The following is a 19,622-nucleotide window of genomic DNA, read 5'->3' on the forward strand; positions in this document are numbered from 1 at the left end:
ATGCTACCATTGGCTTTCACCATTAAAAGTTTTTGATTATCAAAAATTTACACTCTTAAAGGTAAGTAAAAAAACTATTCAATGCTTATTTTTAAAATTAATTTATCCATTAATTAATATAGAGTTTATTTTCATTATTAATACCTTTGCCTTTTCAAACACAAACCAGCAATTCTATGGATTTTAGGAATTTTAAAATACCCTACAGCATCAATCCCCAATATTCAAAAAAAACCGCCTATTTCTCAATGGAATTTGCCCTTGAGCAGGTCTTGAAAATATACTCCGGAGGACTTGGTTTTCTAGCAGGATCTCACATGAGAAGTGCTTATAACCTGAAGCAGGATCTTATCGGAATTGGTATTCTTTGGAAATTCGGGTATTATGACCAGGCGAGAAACCATGATCAGACTCTTCAGCCTGTATGGACCAGAAAAATGTATAGTTTTCTTGAGGATACGGGAATAAAATTTCAAATTGAGATTCACAGTGCTCCTGTTTGGGTAAAAGTATGGTATCTTGATCCTGAAATTTTCAATACGGCACCCATGTTTTTCCTTTCTACAGATGTCCCTGAAAACGATCATGTTTCCAAAACAATCTGTCACAAACTTTATGATGCTAATGAATCAACCAAACTGGCTCAATATATCTTACTTGGAAAAGGAGGAGCTAAATTACTGGATGAACTGAACATCGAAAGGGATGTTTACCATTTAAATGAAGCTCACGGGCTTCCGGCGGCATTTTATTTATTAAGAAAATACAATGGTGATCTGAATAAGGTCAGAGAAAAACTGGTTTTCACCACGCATACCCCGGAAGAGGCAGGAAATGAAAAGCATAATTTAAAATTATGTTATGATATGACTTATTTCTCCGGCTATAGCATGGAAGAAGTAAAAGCCATTGAAGGTATGGATGATGAACGTTTCAATCATTCTCTTTGTGCTTTGAAAATGGCAAGAATGGCTAATGGGGTTTCTCAGCTTCACGGAGTCGTTTCCCGTGCCATGTGGAATAAATATCCCGGCATCTGTGAAATTACTTCTATTACCAACGCACAGGAATTCAAATATTGGGCAGATAAGCCTCTTTATAATGCGAAAGATGAAAATGATGATACCGTTTTCGATTACCGTAAAAAGCATTTAAAAAAGAAACTGTTCAGCATAGTGGCAGACCAAACCGGAAACCTATTCAATCCGAATGTTTTTACCATTGTATGGGCAAGAAGATTTGCAGGTTACAAACGTGCAGAACTGCTTTTACATGATAAAGAAAGATTTTACAGACTTCTGAACAATCCGAAATATCCGGTACAGATCATCTGGGCAGGAAAACCTTACCCAATGGATTATTCAGCAATTTCTACCTTCAATACTTTGGTTGAAGAAAGTAAGAATCACAAAAGTATGGCCGTTCTTACCGGATATGAGCTTTCTTTAAGTAAATCACTAAAACAAGGTTCCGACCTTTGGCTCAACAACCCAAGAGTTCCAAGAGAAGCATCCGGAACTTCAGGAATGACAGCTGCTATGAACGGATCTGTCAATTTATCCACAGACGATGGCTGGATCCCGGAATTTGCTCAACACGGAGAAAACTCTTTCGTTGTTCCTAAAGCAGATTATCTGAATATGAGCATCTATGAACAGGATAATTATGATTTAAACAAATTATATGAGATTCTTGAAAACGAAATTCTTCCTATGTATTACGATCGTCCGGACCAATGGAGAAAAATCCAGCACAATGCCATGAATGATGTAAAAGGTCAGTTCAATAGCGATAGAATGGCAGATGAATATTATAGAGTACTTTATCAATAAAAAAATTAATCTTTATCTATCATAAAAAGATGCCCGGAAAATTTCCGGGCATCTGTATTTTAAATTATTTACTTTTCTTTTTGGGTGGCACTTTCAGGCCTTTTTCTCTCGCTTCAGAAATACCAATAGCTACAGCTTGTTTTCTGTTTGTTACTTTTTCTCCGGAAGAAGATTTCAACTTTCCCTCCTTGAATTCATGCATTACTTTTCCTACTTTGTCCTGAGCTTTATCTGAATATTTAGTCTTGCTCATAATATGATTTTTTTAAGATTTTGGCAGGGATACCCCTAGTTCATAAACTCTGGCATGTTTCAAATACTTTGAACGTTCTCTTGAAGTTACGGACTGAAACTGATCATTTTTGATTACAATGATCGGGTCTTCTATATTTTCAATTTCAAAATTGGCAAAGTACCTTTCATCTGGGCTTGTTTTATCATTTCTCGCCTTAATTTTCTGTAACTCTTCCGCATATTTCCTAAATCCGGGATCAGATGAATGGATAAATTTATACTCATCGCCTGCATACACATAGTAATGAATCTTTTTTTCTATCAAACCGGCTTCATCTGTAATTTCGGGGTTATCATTGCCATCTTTAAACCCTACTTCCACTAATATTCCACCTTTTTTATCGGCACATTCCTGTGCATCATTAAAACTAGAAAAACCTGTATAAACAATTCTGTCGTTCAATACATATCGGTTGAGTTTCTGGTTGTATGCATTCGTTTCCATAATTACTCTTTTTTGATTGATTGGTGATTATATATATTCAATTTTTCTGCCAAATTCTATTTTTTTTAAAATTTCACCATCAGATATTTTTTTTAATTACCTTAGATTTTCAATCAAAAATATTTACCATGAAAAATTTAAAAAAAGTTTCAAGACAACAGTTAAAAGAAGTACAAGGTGGTGTTTTACCAGGAATGAAAAGATGTGTAGACGGGCAAACGTGTAAGCTCAGAATCTGGTGGATCGGAGGATTGGAAGAAATACCATGTAATTCTCCTTACCCAACCTGCGCTCCTGAAGGATATTACCCACCGGACAATGGAGACCCGGGCACTATTCATGTTGCAAATTAGAATAAAAGATCAGGGCATAGTATCCTGATTTTTGTTTTATATGGTTATGTAAGTAAGATTCATTAAATTTGGAAGCATTAAAATTAGAAATGAAAAAACTACTCTTAACTTTGACTATAGCAGCGGCATTTCATCATGTGTCTGCACAGGAAATCACTTTAGACAAAATATATTCAGGATATTACCGTGGTAAAGGTATTGCCGGGATTACTTCTATGAAAAACGGAGAAAATTATCTTGTTATTGAACCTTCAGGAATTGCAAAATATTCATATAAAACTTCTCAGAAAGAAGGAAATATCGTGGATGGAAGCTTTGAAAGTTATATATTTTCGGATGATGAGTCTAAAATCCTTTTGCAGAAGGAAAGTCAGCCTATCTACAGACACTCTTTCCTCGGAAAGTTTGAAGTGAAGGATTTAAAATCAGGAAAAGTAATCAGCTTAAACGAAGGAAAGCCTGTTCAGGAGCCAGCTTTTTCACCTGATGCCACAAAAGTAGCTTTCATTTCTGATAACAATTTATTTTATCAGGATCTAACATCAGGTAAAATCACTCAGATTACTACTGATGGTAAGAAAAATGCTATTCTTAACGGTTTGGCAGACTGGGTATATGAAGAAGAATTCGGACATGCAAAACAGTACGAGTGGACGAAAAACTCTGATGCTATTGTATTTATAAAATCGGACGAGAGCCAGGTTCCGGAAATTTATATTCCGATCTATGGAAAAAACCTTTATCCTGTAGAAATGCGTTATAAATATCCTAAAGCAGGAGAAAAAAACTCTGTAGTTTCGGCACAGTTATTCCGTCTTGATACAGAGAAAGTAATGCCACTCAACTTAGGTTCTTTTAAAAATTATTATATCCAGAATGTTTTCCAGACTGCAAAAGCAGATGAAGTAGTTTTAATTACTTCGGAGAGAATTCAAAATGCTTCGGATGTTTTAAAAGTAAATACTAAAACAGGAACAGTACAAAAATTATTCACAGAAACTGATGATAAGTGGATTGAAACTGACAGCCCAACTATTGAATTCCTTGATGATGATTCTTTCCTTTGGGCTTCCGAAAGAGATGGGAACCGCCATTTATATTGGTATGATAAAGATGGAAAATTAAAAAAACAAGTCACAAAAGGAAATTGGGAGGTAACAGATTATTATGGTTTCAATCCAAAATCTAAAGAAATCTACATCCAAACTACTGAAAAAGGGAGCATCAATAAAGTTGTTTCTAAAGTAAATATTGAAAACGGAAAGTCTCAGCTGATCTCCAATGCAGAAGGAAACAATTCTGCTAATTTCAGTAAAAGCTATAATTATTTCATTGAAACCTCTTCTACGGCAGCAAAACCTCTTACTTATGTTTTAAAAGACGGGAACGGTAAAGCAGTAAAGGAGCTTCAAAACAACAACGATCAGCTTCAGAAATTGAAAGCAGATAATTTTGTTGAAAAAGAATTTATCACTATCCCTAATGCTGTAGGTGATCAAATGAATGCATGGATAATGAAACCTAAAAATTTCGATCCTAATAAAAAGTATCCATTGTTCATGTTCCAGTATTCAGGACCGGGCTCTCAACAGGTTGCCAATTCTTGGGATAACGGTAACACAATGTGGTTCAACCATCTTGTACAAAAAGGATACATTGTTGCTTGTGTAGATGGACGTGGAACAGGTTATAAAGGAGCAAAATACAAGAAAGTTACCTATATGAATCTTGGTAAATATGAGATCGAAGACCAGATTACGGCTGCAAAATGGTTCGGAAACCAATCTTATATTGATAAAGGCAGAATCGGAATGTTCGGATGGAGCTTCGGAGGTTATATGACCAGCTTAGCCATGACAAAAGGAGCAGATGTTTTCAAAATGGGTATTGCAGTAGCACCCGTAACCAACTGGAGATATTATGATTCTGTATACACAGAAAGATTTATGAGAACACCACAGGAAAATCCTGATGGATATGATAAGAACTCTCCTACTGAATATGCAAAACTGTTGAAAGGTAAATTTCTTTTAATCCATGGAACAGCTGATGATAACGTTCATTTCCAAAACTCTATGGAATTATCTGAAGCCCTGATTCAAAATAAAAAACAATTTGACTTTATGGCTTACCCTGATAAAAACCACGGGATTTACGGAGGCCAGACAAGACCACAACTGTATCAGAAAATGACAGATTTTATTTTGAATAATTTATAGAAAAAATTAATGAAGCCTGCTCTTTACTTATTATTTTTATTGTGTTGGTCTGTGTTCTTTTCACAGAGAGCAACTACTAATGATGGTAAAGAAGTTATGCTTTTTGAAAATAAAACTTGGAAATCCAGTAGAGGCGACCTTGGAAACTTTCCCACTATGGAAGCCTTTACAGCAGGTGATCAGAAAGTGATTATTTTCCCAGACAACACATGGAAGTTCATGAACAAAGCAACGGAAGGCCTGTATGAAAACACTGTAGTCAACAGTACATCTTACACAAATCCCAAAACTGCTTTATCATTGGCTCAAAGCAAAAGAGCGGACGCCGGATTTTATTATGATCCTAAAAAATGGACTATTCTTCAAGAACAACATGAATACTCCCGTGGAGAATTTGCACTTCAGGGAGTATTGAATAAAGATCTGTTTGCTAGTTTTGGGAGTTTTTCTTTAGAAAATAATGCCACATTAAAAAATGTAAAGGACATTGTCCTTACAGGTTTTCTAATGAATCCCAGTCACTATAAAATCAAAAGAACAGAATTCAGGACTGTGAACGGAACGGAAATGTTTTATATAAAATATCATGACATTGATCTGGATTATGACATTATCCATTATTATGTGATTACCGATGATAAAGCATGTGCACAAATAAGTGCTGGCTCTCCGGAAAAAAAGTTTGCATCTAGTGAAAAGGATCTGCAGGATTTTCTCAATGGTCTGATAAAAGTGAAAACGGAGAAATATGTTGAACAAGTTAATATTCAAGCTCCGGTTCCATCACCACCAAGAATTCAAAACTAAAAATAGCTCCCTTTCAAAAATTTTGAAAGGGATTTTTATATTCATTTCATTAATCATTTAGGGCTATATTATTTATTTTATCAATTGGAATTAAAAACTTATTTTTGGGGCAATTGAAATTTGAATATATGAAGACAAAACATCCTAAAGGGCTGCCCTATCTTTTCTTTACAGAAATGTGGGAGCGTTTCGGGTACTACCTGATTCTTGGAATCTTTGTTCTGTATGTTATTGAACCTGCCGGTATGAAGGGAGGTCTTGGACTGCCGGACAAAACTGCTGATGACATTTTCGGAACTTATATTGCGTTAACTTATCTTACTCCATTTATCGGAGGATTTCTTGCCGATAGAGTGCTGGGATACATCAAATCTATTTACCTTGGAGGTTTCTTAATGGCCGCAGGATATATTGGGATGGGTGTTTTCAAAGATTTACCTTTATTTTATGCTTCTCTGGCATTAATTATTATTGGTAACGGTTTCTTTAAACCTACCATCTCTACCCTTTTAGGAAATCTTTATTCTGAAGAGCCTTATAAAGCGAACAAGGATTCCGGGTACAATATTTTCTACATGGGAATCAATATCGGGGCATTTATCTGTAACATTATTGCTGCATTTATGCGTAATAAGTTCGGTTGGGGTGAGGCCTTCATTACCGCAGGAGTGGGAATGCTTATTGGTATGGTTATTTTTACAATCGGAAGAAAACATTACATTCACGCAGCACAGATGAAACCTGTGCAGGAAGGTGATACAAAACTTTCTGAGATCATGCTTAAAGTATTTCTACCAGCCATTGTTGCTGGTGCAATAGGTTGGTTCATTCCTAACAATATCTTTGGGAGTGACAGTACAGATGCCTTTATTTTTGCATGTGTTCCTGTTATTTACTTCTATGCTTCTCTTTACTTTAAGGCTAAACCTGATGAAAAAGCATCCATCGGTGCATTACTTTCTGTATTCCTTATCAGTATGTTTTTCTGGGCAGTTTTCAAGCAGAATGGTACAGCTTTAACAAGATGGGCTAATTATTATACAGACAGAAGTGTTCCTGCATCTTTGGAAAAACCATTGGAAGGGATCTACATGGTTGATGGAAAAAGCTTTGAAGACAAAGAAGTTCCTGTGTATGATAACCAATTCCGCTCTCAGAAAGATGACAACGGAGATACGAAAAAAGAAATCGGAAAAGATGTTTACTTTAAAAACATTACCCCGGAACAACGTGCTGCTCTTGAGAAAAACCCTGAAAGTAAAGTTTACTTATACAATACTGAACTATTCCAATCCATTAATCCATTCTGGGTAATTGCACTGACTCCTGTTGTGGTAGGATTCTGGGCTTTGTTAAGAAGAAAAGGGAAAGAACCTTTAACACCCACCAAAATCGTTTTAGGACTGTTTATTTCAGGATTATCATGTCTGGTAATGGTTTTAGCGGTAATGGCTGGAGATAATGGATCTGTAAAAGTTTCTCCATTATGGCTGGTAGCAAGTTACGGTGTAATCACTATTGGGGAATTATGTCTTTCTCCAATGGGGCTTTCTTTCGTTTCCAAGCTTTCGCCTGCAAGGATTACAGCTTTAATGATGGGAGGTTTCTTCCTTGCCAACTCTGTAGGAAACAAACTTTCAGGAATTCTGGCAAGTACGTGGTACAACTATGAAAACAAGACGAATTATTTCCTTGTGAATTTCGGTTTGTTAATATTTGCTACACTTTTAGGCCTTTCAATGCTAAAAAGATTAAATAAAATTATGAAGGAAAAAGGGCATTAACCCTTGATATTATAAAGAATAGAAAGCTGCGGACCTAGTCCGCAGCTTTTTTATTTAAAAATAAAATTAAAACCTTGCCAAAAACCCAAAATAAACTATATTTGTCAGTCTTAACAAAAATTAACAATAGAATGGATAATATTGAAGCATTGAGTCCTAAACCGGATGAATTTGTAGAGAATAAGAATTCCAGACATCCAAAAGGATTGTGGGTTCTGTTCGGAACGGAAATGTGGGAGCGTTTCAACTTTTACGGAATGAGAGCACTTTTAACGCTCTTTATGGTAAATTCCTTATTGATAAAAGAAGCTGATGCGGCAATTATCTATGGTGGATTTTTAGCTTTATGTTATTTAACCCCGCTTTTGGGGGGATTTATAGCTGATAAATATATAGGAAACAGATTTGCAATTATCGTGGGGGGATCCCTTATGGCAATTGGTCAGTTTTTATTATTCATCAGTGCCTCTACTTTCTCTGCGGATCTTGGAAGCGCTAAGCTTATTATGTGGCTGGCTTTATTTGTTATCATTTTTGGTAATGGATTTTTCAAACCGAACATTTCCTCCATGGTGGGAAGTCTGTATCCAAAACAGGAAAAATCCAAACTGGATTCTGCATTTACCATTTTCTATATGGGGATCAACATCGGAGCATTCTTAGGACAATTCATTTGCCCATACGTAGGAGACGTAAAAGATGCTACTACCGGGATAAGAGATATCTTTGCTTTCAAATGGGGGTTCTTAGCCGCTTCAATTGCAATGGTAATTGGAACTGTAACATTCTTTATCCTTAAAAATAAATATGTAGTAACTCCTGAAGGAAGACCTATCGGAGGATTACCAAAAAATAATTCAACGGCAGATTTTGAAGAAGGAGAATCTCAAACTGCAAAATTCTCTGGTGCATTCCTTGGAGCTACTGTTGCTATATTTGTTGTTCTATTCTTTGTATTCAGGTATTTATTGGTAGGAGAATTTGGATTCAACTCCATGGAAATGGGACACATGATTAAAGGAATCATCTATCCGTTCATCTATGCAGCTGGTATTTCCTTAGCATTCCTGATTATGTCTTCTGCTGAAAATAAAATTGAAAGACAGAGAATCTGGGTAATTTATATCGTTTCATTCTTCATTATCTTCTTCTGGGCAGCTTTTGAACAGGCAGGTTCTTCATTAACGTTTATTGCAGATAACCAGACTGACAGAAATATTTTTGGATGGAATATGCCTCCTTCAATGGTTCAGATTTTCAACGGAATTTTCGTTGTTTTATTAGCTTTCCCTTTTAGCTTAATGTGGGATAAGCTAAGAGCTAACGGAAAAGAGCCTGTATCTCCTCTGAAACAAGCTATTGGTCTTGCTGTGATTGCTTTAAGTTATTTCATCATTGCACACAATGTAAAAGATCTAGGAAACTCAGGTTTACTAGCTATTAAGTGGTTGATGCTTCTTTACTTTATTCAAACTTGTGGTGAGCTTTGTTTATCTCCAATCGGACTATCATTGGTGGGTAAATTAGCACCAAAAAGATTTGCTTCATTATTGTATGGTGTTTTCTTTATTTCCAATGCTGCCGGGTATGCTTTAGCAGGTTCATTAGGAGCACTTATCCCTGCAACTGGTGATAAGTTTAAGAAAGCTCAGGAAATTGGAGTTAACTTACAGGATGTTTTAGATAAAAAAGTAACGCTTACCGCAGATCAGGTTGCTGCATTTGAAAAGGCTCAATTACCATTACACAACCCTACTTTTGTAGGATTTGAGATTCACAACTTATTTGAATTCTTCATGGTATTTGTTGTACTTTGTGGTATTGCTTCTGTGATCCTAGGTTTACTTTCACCTGTCTTAAAGAAAATGATGCACGGTGTAAACTAACTGCATTAACAAAATATGAATAAAACCTCTGCTAAGTCAGAGGTTTTTTTTATTTTCGTATGATGGAAATTTCCGAAGATTCTTTATTCCAACCCGTAAAGGAAATCATTAGACAGTCGCGCGAAAAAGTTTTTCGAATAGCGAATTCTACATTACTGCTTACCTATGGGCAGATTGGAAAACTTATTGTTGAAAATGATTACCTATTACTTTCCAGCCAGGATGATAAGAATATTTGCCAACAAATACCTGCTGTATCTCCCAAAAGAAGAAGAATTAAAACAAATCATCGATCAGGACAGAATTCGTTTTGAACTGAATCAGAAAAATAAAAACCCTTAATTAAAATTTAATCATATATCATTATGAGCTTAACTTTAGATGAAATACAAAATTTCAAAGGAAAATACCCTAGACAAATCTGGAGTCTGTTTTTCTCTGAAATGTGGGAACGTTTCTGTTTCTACGGAATGCGTGGAATGCTGGTTTTCTTTATGATCTCACAGCTTAATTTCCATGAAAAAGAAGCTAACCTTCAATATGGCGCCACCCAGGCCTTCGTATACGCCTTTACCTTTGTAGGTGGACTTTTTGCTGATAAAATCTTAGGATTCAGAAAATCCCTGTTTTGGGGTGGGCTTCTGATGATTCTCGGAAGTTTAATTCTGGCCACCGATCCGCACAAATTCTTTTTCCTTGGAATTGCATTTACTGTAGTAGGAACAGGTTTCTTCAAACCTAATATTTCATCCATGGTAGGCCAGCTTTATAAGCCTAATGATTCGAGAGCAGATGCTGGTTTTTCCTTGTTTTATGCGGGAATTAACCTAGGTGCTTTATTAGGAGGTTATTTATGTATTGCTATTGGTAAAGGAGAGTTCTTAGGAAATATAATCGCAGAAGAAATGAGATGGCATATTGCTTTCGGATTGGCTTCGGTAGTAATGGTTATCAGCTTAATCAATTTTGTATTTACTCAAAGAAGATTGGGTACTATCGGTTTACAGCCAGGTCATCCATTAGCAGAAACAAAAAGTGCTCCTATTCCAAAATGGAAAGAATATGGTGTGTATGTTCTGTCTTTAATTTTCATTCCAATCATTATGACCATGGTTGCGAAAACAGAATATACGGATTATTTTATGTGGACAATCGGGCCATTGACTTTGATCTATTTATTCTATGAAATGTCTAAAGTAACTGCAGCAGAGCGTAAAAAACTTTGGGCAGCCTTAGTATTCATTATCTTTTCCATTATTTTCTGGGGAATTTATGAGCAAAGTGGAGGCTCATTAAGCATCTTTGCAGCAAAGAACCTTAATAAAGATCTTTTCGGATTAGATCCAAATGGTGTTAATAATTCCGGAGGTGCATTTTTCATTATTTTCCTTGCGCCGTTAGTTGGTCTTCTTTGGATTTGGCTGAATAAAAGAAAAATTGAACCGAACACGATCATTAAATTCGGATTAGGATTTATTTTCTTAGGGGCAGGATATTACGTTTTATTTGCCACCCGATTATTTGCAGATCTTCAAGGAATTACTTCGCTGAACTTCTTTACATTGGCATTACTAATCATTACCCTTGGGGAATTATGTCTCTCTCCTATCGGACTATCTATTATGACCAAGCTTTCTACCAAGAACCTTCAGGGAATGATGATGGGAATGTGGTTTCTTGCTTCAGCATACGGCCAATATGTTGCCGGAATTATCGGAGCAAGTCTTGCTACAGCAAAAGAAGGCTCTACCAACTATGATGAACTTATCACTTATACCGATGGATATAAACAATTGGGTTTGTATGCGATAATTGCCGGAGTGGTATTAATTTTGATATCTCCGTTCGTGAAAAAATTAATGCAGGATGTAAAATAAAAAAATAAGTAATTATGCTTATTTTTACGTAAATATCAAATTATGAAAAAATTTTTAAGCATAGTTCTCTTATTATTATTAAATTTTAGTTTTGCACAAACTAAATGGATGACTATTGGAGAGGCTTTAAAAGCTCAAAAGGAAAATCCCAAGAAGATTCTTATTGACTTTTATGCAGACTGGTGCGGACCCTGTAAAATTATGGACAAGAAAACCTACGGGCATCCCGTACTGTCCCAGATTTTAAATGAGAACTTCTATCCTGTAAAATTTAATGCAGAAGAAAAAAAGACTATTGAAATTTTTGGAAGAACATTTTCTAATCCTGATACAGAGCAGAAAAAAGGACGAAATTCTTTACATGAATTTACTCAATATATGAATGTAGGTGCTGTCCCTAGTACTGTATTTTTAGATGAACATGGTGACCCCATCACTATTCTTCAGGGAGAATTATCTGCTAAAGAACTGGAACCTTATCTGGAGCTGATCTCAAAGGATCTCTTTAAAAAGATCCGTACCAGAGAACAATGGGAAGATTATCAGAAAAAGTTCAAATCTAAAATCAAAGAGTAATCAGCCATTAAGTTTTAAACTTTAATAAGCTATATAAACTAAGACTTTCAATTTTGTTTGGAAGTCTTTTTTATTTTCCCGAAATTCGAACCTTTATTTTTCATACCATATTCGATTCCCGAATCTCAGATAAGAAATGACTTTAGAAACTTCCATAGAATATGTAAAAGGAATAGGTCCGGAAAGAGCCAAACTCATCAAAAGTGTGTTAGGTTTATCCACTGTAGAAGACATGTTGAACTTCTATCCTATCCGCTATCTGGATAAAAGTAAAATCTATAAAGTTTCTCAGCTTCATGAAGAGTCCAGTCAGGAGATACAGTTTAAAGGAAAGATTACCCAGGTTCAGGAAATTCAGACTGGAAAAACCAAAAGACTAACGGCCAAGTTCAATGATGAGACAGGCAGTATGGATCTTGTATGGTTTCAGTACTCTAAATGGTTGAAGGAACAGCTTCCCATTAACCGTGAAGTTTATATTTTTGGGAAAATCAATGTTTTTAACCGTCAGTTTTCTATGCCACATCCTGAAATTGAGGCTGAGGAAAAGAAAGAAGGCGAAACCCGGTTAAAACCTATTTATCCAAGCTCTGAAAAACTTACGAAAAGAGGGCTCAATCAGAGATTTTTTCAAAATGCTTTAAGAAATATCTGCAGGGAAATTCCGAATCTTATTGAAGAAAATTTTCCGGAATACTTGATGAAGACATTCAAATTTATGTCACGACAGCATGCTTTTCTAAATGTCCATTTTCCAAAAGATCAGGAACATTTTGATAAAGCAGATTTTAGATTAAAATTTGAAGAATCGTTCTTTTTTCAATTGGGATATGGTTTAAAAAAGCTTCATCACAAAACACAGTCTTATGGTAATCCGTTTCCTATTATAGGCGATCATTTCAATGATTTTTATGAAAATCACCTTCCGTTTGAACTTACTGGTGCTCAAAAAAGAGTATTAAAGGAGATCAGAATGGATATGAAAAGACCGATTCAGATGAACAGGCTTTTACAGGGGGATGTAGGTTCCGGAAAAACAATGGTTGCTTTATTAACCATGCTTATTGCCATGGATAATGGCTTTCAAAGCTGTCTGATGGCACCTACTGAGATTCTTGCCCAACAGCATTATAATGGAATTAAGGATTTACTGGAAAAAACAGGAATCAACATCCGGTTGTTGACAGGTTCTACCAAAATAAAGGAAAGAAGAATTATTCATGAAGAATTGGAAAATGGTACACTTTCTATTCTTGTAGGAACTCACGCCGTTTTGGAAGACAAAGTTAAATTCAAAAATCTTGGGTTGTCTATTATCGATGAGCAACATCGATTTGGGGTGGCACAACGGGCGAAACTTTGGGCTAAAAATAAAATTCCACCCCATATTCTGGTAATGACAGCAACCCCTATTCCAAGAACATTGGCGATGAGTTTTTATTCGGACCTGGATGTTTCTGTCATTGATGAAATGCCTGTTGGAAGAAAGCCAATCATTACAGCTCACAGAAGGGAAAAAGACAGATTGTATGTCTATAATTTCTGTAGGGATGAGATCAAAAAAGGGAGACAGATTTATTTTGTTTATCCATTGATTGAAGAGTCTGAAACTCTGGATTACAAAAATCTGATGGAAGGTTTGGAGCATGTCATGGACTTCTTCTCTGATTACAATGTTACCATGCTGCATGGGAAAATGAAACCGGATGAAAAAGATGCGGCTATGGCTTATTTCGCCTCAGGAAAAGCAGAGATTATGGTAGCCACTACGGTTATTGAAGTAGGGGTAAATGTTCCAAATGCTTCTGTAATGGTTATTGAAAGTTCTGAGAGGTTTGGGCTTTCACAGCTTCATCAGCTCAGGGGACGTGTAGGAAGAGGCGCAGAACAGAGCTATTGCATTCTGATGACATCCGATAAGTTATCTAAAGAAAGCAGAACCCGTATTAAAACGATGACCGAAACTAACGACGGCTTTAAAATTTCTGAGGTTGATATGCAGCTTCGTGGTCCTGGTGATATTTTAGGAACCCAGCAAAGTGGTGTGGTTGATTTTAAAAGACTAGATTTGGTGAATGACTCGGCCATCATTAAGACCACTAAAAATACCGTTGACAAAATCCTTGAAGCTGATCCTATGCTAACAAGACAGGACAATCTGATTATTAAAAACTACTACATAAAGTACTACAAAGGGAAAAATAAATGGAGTAAAATTTCATAAAAAAACCGCAGAAAAAAAGATTTTCCTGCGGCCCCTTATAAAACTGTTATTTAGAAGAAATTACTTTTGGTCTGTTCTAAAAATTTATTTTAATAGCTTATACTTAATATTTTGTGATGTGGTGTGAAAATATCTATATATTATTTGAAGATAAGTCATCACTATTAAAATAAATTATAAAAAAACAAAATGAATTATTTTTCCAACTTGCTTATTATAAAAACTAACTGTGTTTAGGTGGAGATGAGGGAATGAAACGAATAAAAATATCTCCAACTATTTCAAGTTTTCATGATTGTACCGTTTTGTTTAAAGATCTTCTATGCTTTAAAATTGGAAATGAATATAACTCATTTTGTTTACATCGTGATTTATATATTTTACTGTAGAAACAATTACTTCTCATTCATTTATATCTTCATGTATATAATTAAATTTGTGTCACTAAGTTTACATTTACAAATGTCTGAATATTAACCGTCTTCTTTTTTATATTATTTCAGTTATTAGTTATAAAATTTTCACCTTAATGTGAATATTATACAATAAATAACATCCCATTCTCTTTAAATGGAAACCAGAAACTTACTGTTCATCATACTTTTAGAATAAAATTATCTTTGTTTAATCCTGAAGTATGATACTGCCAGTTTATTGTAATAACCTCTGTAAGTACCTTTTTTAAAGTCCCAAAATCGGTAGGTTTTCTGATACAAATATTGTTTCCTTTTACAAAGGTTTCTTCAATTTCACTCTCAGAGATCTCTTCACCATAAATAGCTGTCACCATGTTGCTGAACTTTTGATGGGCTCTTACTTCATCAATGCATTCCATACTGTCTTTTCCGGGAATGGTATATTTGATAAAAACAATTTCGGGAACTACAGCATCATCATTATTGAGATACTCCATCAAATCTTTTCCATTATTAAAACATTGAACTTTTATAGAGATCTTCAACTCTTTAAATATATTTTTAAAAAAAATTAAGGTGTTTTCATCGTTATCAGCTACAATTACGTTCAGAAATTCTTTATTCATACTGCATTTTAGGGTTTATTACCATGCTTTGGGCTCTTCTTCTTTTTCCTATGATCTTTTGAAACTGTGAGGGTGTAATTCCCGTTGTATTTTTAAACTGAGTACTTAAATGTGCCACACTGGAATAATTCAGTTTATGGGCAATTTCAGTAAGACTTTGCTTATTTCTTATAATCAGAGCTTTTGCATATTCTATCTTCTGGAGAATAATAAAATTCTCTATGGAAGTATAAGCAACCTCTGAAAACAAATTGGAAAGATATCCATAGCTGTGATTCAGTTTTTCAGAAATATAAATGGATGCTTTTACGGGAATAATCTCTTCGGAAAAGACAAGTTCTACAATAGCATCTTTTATTTTCTGTACCAAAGCCGTTTTCTGGCTTTCTATGATCTCAATACCATAATCACCAAGATTTTTCTTGAAAAGATTATGTTGTTCCTGAGTAAAAGGTTCATAGAACTCCACCTCACCGAAGTTCAGCAACCGGTATTTCAGCCCGTGCTCCTTCAGTTTTTCGTCCAATACCTTTTTACAAAGGGCATTGAAATCAAATTTAACGTACATTTTCATCCTGGTATAAGTAAGCCTATTTTTTACGTAAATATAATAATTTATTTCAATTAAATGTGAAATAGAAAATATTTTTTTAACATAATATAAATACGCAAAAACTCCTGTATCCGAAAATACAGGAATTTAAACACTAAGGATGAAAAAAATATACTGATAAAAAGCTATGTCAGCTCAAAACCAAGCATATGAATGTATTATTTATAAGTGATTGGGTTCTGAAACAAAGATGATTCAAAAAATGAAATCACCCGTTATAGAATTACAGGATAAAGTTACAAAATTTTAAGTCAATTATTAGTGAATTAGAAACTCCATTAAGAAATCATCCATCACAAATCCGTTTCCAATGTCAAACACTCCTTCACCATAAACCTTATAGCCTTGGGATTCGTAGAAGTTTCTGGCAGCATTATACTTATTGACATTAAGGATAATCCTTTTATTTCCGTTCTCAGAAACTTTTTCATTTAGAAACAGAAGTGCGTCTTTTCCAAAACCTTTTCCTTTGCTTTCAGGAACCAGATAGATTCGGTGAAGCTTTGTAGTTTCATTTTCATAATTGTGTTCATATCCAATAAAGCCCTCATAAGAGCCCTTAGTTTCATCTTCAATCAGATAATAGTGATAATTGGGGTTCTGAAGTTGACGATCAATTTCCTGTTCTGAATACATTTCAGAAAGCATATATTCCATTTGTTCTTCTGAAAGGATCTCTGAATAGGCATTCTTCCATGACCTTCTGGCAAGATCCTGGATGAGAGGAATATTCTCCCCTGTTGCTTTTATTAATTTCATATTTTATAGATTATGATTAAAAAAAGTGAAAAGCCTGAACTTTTCACTTTGTTGTATTTTATAATAGTTAATGGTCATTTTTATTAAGCAGTTGAAATTCATAAAATATCTCAACACTTACTATTTTCATCCATTAAATGTTAGCCATTTCAGCTTTGATTTTAGCATAAAGCCCTTCTGATGCCTGAACCAAAGGAAGTCTAAGATAATTCTTGATAATTCCTTTTTCTGCTAATACGACTTTAATACCACAAGGGTTACCTTCTGCAAAAATAAGGCGGGTAATGTCAACCAGTTTATTGTGGATCTCATAAGCCTCTTTTATCTTTCCTTCAAAAGCTAATTGTACCATCGTAGAGAATTCTTTTGGATATCCCTGTCCAATTACAGAAATCACTCCATTTCCCCCTGCCAATGTTACAGGAAGAGTGAACTCATCATCTCCGGAAACCAACGAAAATCCTTCAGGTTTCTTTCTAAGGATATCAAAATACTGCAAAATATTGGGTGCAGCTTCTTTAATCATGAATAGATTCGGGAATTCTTTTGCAAGACGAATCGTGGTATCAGCATCAATATTTTGTCCGGTTCTGGAAGGAACATTGTAAATGATAATATTCTTTCCAGTAGCGGCTAAAGCTTTATAGTGTTGGTAAAGACCTTCCTGATTAGGCTTATTGTAATATGGAGATACAGAAAGTACGGCTTCAAATGCAGAAAGATCTGCTTCTTCAATCTGTTTCTTTACCTCAAGAGTATTGTTACCGCCAATTCCTAAAACTAAAGGAAGACGTTTATTATTCACCTTAATGATATGCTCAATTACCTGTTTCTTCTCTTCATCAGAAAGCGTTGCAGCCTCAGCTGTAGTTCCCAATACTACCAAATAATTGGTTCCGTTATCAATGTTATAATCAATCAGTTTTGTTAAACTGTCGAAGTCAACGGATAAATCTTCATTAAAGGGTGTTACCAATGCAACACCTACTCCTTTTAAAATGCTCATCTGTTCGAATTATTTTTGCCAAATTTAATCATTTACAATAAGAATTTATAATAAATAATAATGTTTTATTATACATATAGTTATATTTGCATATACTAAAAGATATTATGAAATCGCTATACCTGAAATTGTTTATAAAAACATCTAAATAACCAGCGATTGCATATGACCTTTATAAAAAATAATTTACAGCATATGAAAAACAAATTATTGTTACTAGGAATTGCTCTGGCATCTCTTACTGCATGCAAAACGGCTTCTACGCCACAGCTTGTGAATGTAAAGACCCAGAAGAATATTTCTATTAATAATGAGCTAAAGAATGATGAGGCGTTTGTAAAATTTATTGAACCTTATAAGCAGAAATTGGATAAAGAGATGAACCAAAAAATCTCACACACCAATGCAGACCTTACTAAGCAGGGAGATAACAGCAATCTGGGAAATCTTTTAGCAGATTATACCCTTGAGGGCGGTGATGAATGGACGAAAGCCCATCTTAAACAAAATGTGGATGCTGCATTAATCAATATTGGAGGAATCCGTACTACAATTGGAAAAGGAGACATTATGCTGAAAAATCTTTTTGAGGTAATGCCTTTTGAAAACGAACTGATTATTGTAAAAATGAAAGGCGCAGATTTACCGGGACTTTTTGAATACTATGCAAAAACACAAGTCAACAATCCAGTCTCTCATTTGTATATTGAAACAAAAAACGGACAGTTAGTAAAATCATTAATTAACGGAAAAGAAGTAGATCCGAGCAAGGACTATTATATTGCTACTTCAGACTATTTAGCTTTGGGTGGTGATAATATGAAATTCTTTTCAAAAGGTGAGTCTATCCCTACAGGAGTTAAGCTTAGGGATTTATACATAGATTATTTCAAGAGAAATCCTGAAATTGTTTCTCCTACAGATGTTCGTTTAAATTTTATCGGTAAAAAGTAATGGATAGAAAAAGTTTTTTAAAAGCAATAGGTGGTGGATCTTTGGCAATGGCTTTAGCTCCCAATATGATGATGGCGGAAGAATTAAAAATTCTTGACTTAAAACCCGCTAATAAACTAACCATTCTTCATACTAACGATCAGCATAGCAGAATAGAGCCTTTTGATGCAAGCTACACAAAGAATCCCAATCAGGGAGGTTTTGCAAGAAGAGCCAGCTTAATTCAGCAAATCAGAAATCAGGAAAGTAATGTACTTCTTCTTGATTCCGGAGATATTTTTCAGGGAACTCCTTATTTTAACTTTTTTGGTGGTGAACTGGAATTCAAACTAATGTCCATGATGAAATATGATGCTTCTACGATGGGAAATCATGATTTTGATAACGGACTTGAAGGATTTTTAAAGGTTCTTCCGAACGCACAGTTCCCTTTTATCTGTTCAAATTATGATTTTAAGAATACAATTCTGGATGGAAAAACATCTCCTTATAAGATTTTCAACAAAAATGGGATTAAAGTTGGAATATTTGGAGTAGGTATCCAGTTAGATGGTCTTGTTGGTAAAAAGCAATATGCAGAAACCGTGTATTCTAATCCAATTGAAGCAGCACAGCATTATTCAAACTTTTTGAAAAAAGACCAGAAATGTGATCTTGTCATTTGTCTTTCACACATCGGATATGATTACAGGGATGAACCTAATAAGATAAGTGATAAAATTTTAGCGGCCAATACTGAAAATATTGACATTATTCTAGGCGGCCATACCCATACATTCTTACCGGAACCTGAAACATTCACTAACAGACAGGGCAAAAACGTTCTTGTTAACCAGGTGGGATGGGCAGGTCTTCTTTTAGGTAGAATAGATTTTTATTTTGATTCAAACAAAAACGTACAGCATATTTCCTGGAACAACCAGGCAATAGATAGCAGCATAATAGCATAAC

The 19,622-nt window shown here is 34.9% G+C and carries 18 protein-coding genes; 12 read left to right on the plus strand and 6 right to left on the minus strand.

The window, feature by feature from the left end; translation table 11 throughout:
• Window positions 1–176: 176 nt before the first annotated feature.
• Window positions 177–1,832 (plus strand): alpha-glucan family phosphorylase, encoded by a 1,656-nt coding sequence (gene glgP / locus EG344_RS07020; protein ID WP_123908862.1) that lies wholly within the window; start codon window positions 177–179, stop codon window positions 1,830–1,832.
• 64 nt (window positions 1,833–1,896) lie between these two features.
• On the opposite strand, the gene EG344_RS07025 is transcribed toward glgP, so the two are convergent.
• Together EG344_RS07025 and EG344_RS07030 are read right to left on the minus strand one after the other, a co-directional pair.
• A complete protein-coding gene (locus EG344_RS07025; protein ID WP_123908863.1) occupies window positions 1,897–2,085 on the minus strand; it encodes a DUF6496 domain-containing protein in 189 nt (62 codons plus the stop codon).
• Between the two features lie 12 nt (window positions 2,086–2,097).
• Window positions 2,098–2,571, minus strand: a complete 474-nt coding sequence (locus EG344_RS07030; protein WP_123908864.1) for a hypothetical protein — start codon at window positions 2,569–2,571, stop codon at window positions 2,098–2,100.
• A gap of 128 nt (window positions 2,572–2,699) precedes the next feature.
• Here EG344_RS07030 and EG344_RS07035 point away from each other — a divergent pair, with 128 nt between their 5' ends.
• The 9 genes from EG344_RS07035 (at window position 2,700) to recG (ending at window position 14,297) form a co-directional block, all read left to right on the plus strand.
• On the plus strand, window positions 2,700–2,924 hold the full coding sequence (locus EG344_RS07035; RefSeq protein ID WP_123908865.1) for a bacteriocin-like protein: 225 nt from the start codon (window positions 2,700–2,702) through the stop codon (window positions 2,922–2,924).
• Window positions 2,925–3,013: 89 nt separating this feature from the next.
• Complete coding sequence (locus tag EG344_RS07040; protein ID WP_123908866.1) at window positions 3,014–5,143, plus strand: S9 family peptidase; 2,130 nt, start codon at window positions 3,014–3,016, stop codon at window positions 5,141–5,143.
• Between the two features lie 9 nt (window positions 5,144–5,152).
• Window positions 5,153–5,950 carry a hypothetical protein gene (locus EG344_RS07045; protein ID WP_123908867.1) on the plus strand — a complete coding sequence of 266 codons (798 nt, stop codon included), beginning with the start codon at window positions 5,153–5,155 and terminating at the stop codon, window positions 5,948–5,950.
• Between the two features lie 128 nt (window positions 5,951–6,078).
• Window positions 6,079–7,734 (plus strand): peptide MFS transporter, encoded by a 1,656-nt coding sequence (locus tag EG344_RS07050; protein ID WP_123908868.1) that lies wholly within the window; start codon window positions 6,079–6,081, stop codon window positions 7,732–7,734.
• A gap of 131 nt (window positions 7,735–7,865) precedes the next feature.
• Window positions 7,866–9,620, plus strand: coding sequence for a peptide MFS transporter (locus EG344_RS07055; RefSeq protein ID WP_123908869.1), 1,755 nt, complete (start codon window positions 7,866–7,868; stop codon window positions 9,618–9,620).
• A gap of 165 nt (window positions 9,621–9,785) precedes the next feature.
• Window positions 9,786–9,962 carry a hypothetical protein gene (locus EG344_RS23805; RefSeq protein WP_164464398.1) on the plus strand — a complete coding sequence of 59 codons (177 nt, stop codon included), beginning with the start codon at window positions 9,786–9,788 and terminating at the stop codon, window positions 9,960–9,962.
• A 23-nt stretch (window positions 9,963–9,985) separates the two neighbouring features.
• Entirely contained in the window at window positions 9,986–11,497 is a 1,512-nt protein-coding gene (locus tag EG344_RS07065; protein ID WP_076552950.1) for a peptide MFS transporter, read from the plus strand.
• Window positions 11,498–11,539: 42 nt separating this feature from the next.
• Complete coding sequence (locus tag EG344_RS07070) at window positions 11,540–12,073, plus strand: thioredoxin family protein (protein WP_123908871.1); 534 nt, start codon at window positions 11,540–11,542, stop codon at window positions 12,071–12,073.
• A 136-nt stretch (window positions 12,074–12,209) separates the two neighbouring features.
• A complete protein-coding gene (gene recG / locus EG344_RS07075; protein ID WP_123908872.1) occupies window positions 12,210–14,297 on the plus strand; it encodes an ATP-dependent DNA helicase RecG in 2,088 nt (695 codons plus the stop codon).
• Between the two features lie 595 nt (window positions 14,298–14,892).
• On the opposite strand, the gene EG344_RS07080 is transcribed toward recG, so the two are convergent.
• The 4 genes from EG344_RS07080 to dapA form a co-directional block, all read right to left on the minus strand.
• Entirely contained in the window at window positions 14,893–15,339 is a 447-nt protein-coding gene (locus tag EG344_RS07080) for a response regulator (protein WP_123908873.1), read from the minus strand.
• The gene (locus tag EG344_RS07085; RefSeq protein ID WP_123908874.1) at window positions 15,332–15,913 is read right to left on the minus strand and encodes a helix-turn-helix domain-containing protein; all 582 of its coding nucleotides are present in this window, start codon (window positions 15,911–15,913) and stop codon (window positions 15,332–15,334) included. The genes EG344_RS07080 and EG344_RS07085 overlap by 8 nt, the downstream gene beginning before the upstream one ends.
• A 297-nt stretch (window positions 15,914–16,210) precedes the next feature.
• A complete protein-coding gene (locus EG344_RS07090; RefSeq protein WP_123908875.1) occupies window positions 16,211–16,711 on the minus strand; it encodes a GNAT family N-acetyltransferase in 501 nt (166 codons plus the stop codon).
• A gap of 133 nt (window positions 16,712–16,844) precedes the next feature.
• Window positions 16,845–17,717 (minus strand): 4-hydroxy-tetrahydrodipicolinate synthase, encoded by an 873-nt coding sequence (gene dapA / locus EG344_RS07095; RefSeq protein ID WP_123908876.1) that lies wholly within the window; start codon window positions 17,715–17,717, stop codon window positions 16,845–16,847.
• Window positions 17,718–17,912: 195 nt separating this feature from the next.
• Between dapA and EG344_RS07100 the strand changes: the two genes are divergently transcribed.
• Both EG344_RS07100 and EG344_RS07105 read left to right on the plus strand, forming a co-directional pair.
• Entirely contained in the window at window positions 17,913–18,671 is a 759-nt protein-coding gene (locus EG344_RS07100) for a 5'-nucleotidase C-terminal domain-containing protein (RefSeq protein WP_123908877.1), read from the plus strand.
• The gene (locus EG344_RS07105) at window positions 18,671–19,621 is read left to right on the plus strand and encodes a bifunctional metallophosphatase/5'-nucleotidase (RefSeq protein WP_123908878.1); all 951 of its coding nucleotides are present in this window, start codon (window positions 18,671–18,673) and stop codon (window positions 19,619–19,621) included. The genes EG344_RS07100 and EG344_RS07105 overlap by 1 nt, the downstream gene beginning before the upstream one ends.
• The last annotated feature ends 1 nt before the right edge of the window (window position 19,622 follow it).

This window comes from Chryseobacterium sp. G0162, from assembly GCF_003815715.1.
GTDB lineage: Bacteria > Bacteroidota > Bacteroidia > Flavobacteriales > Weeksellaceae > Chryseobacterium.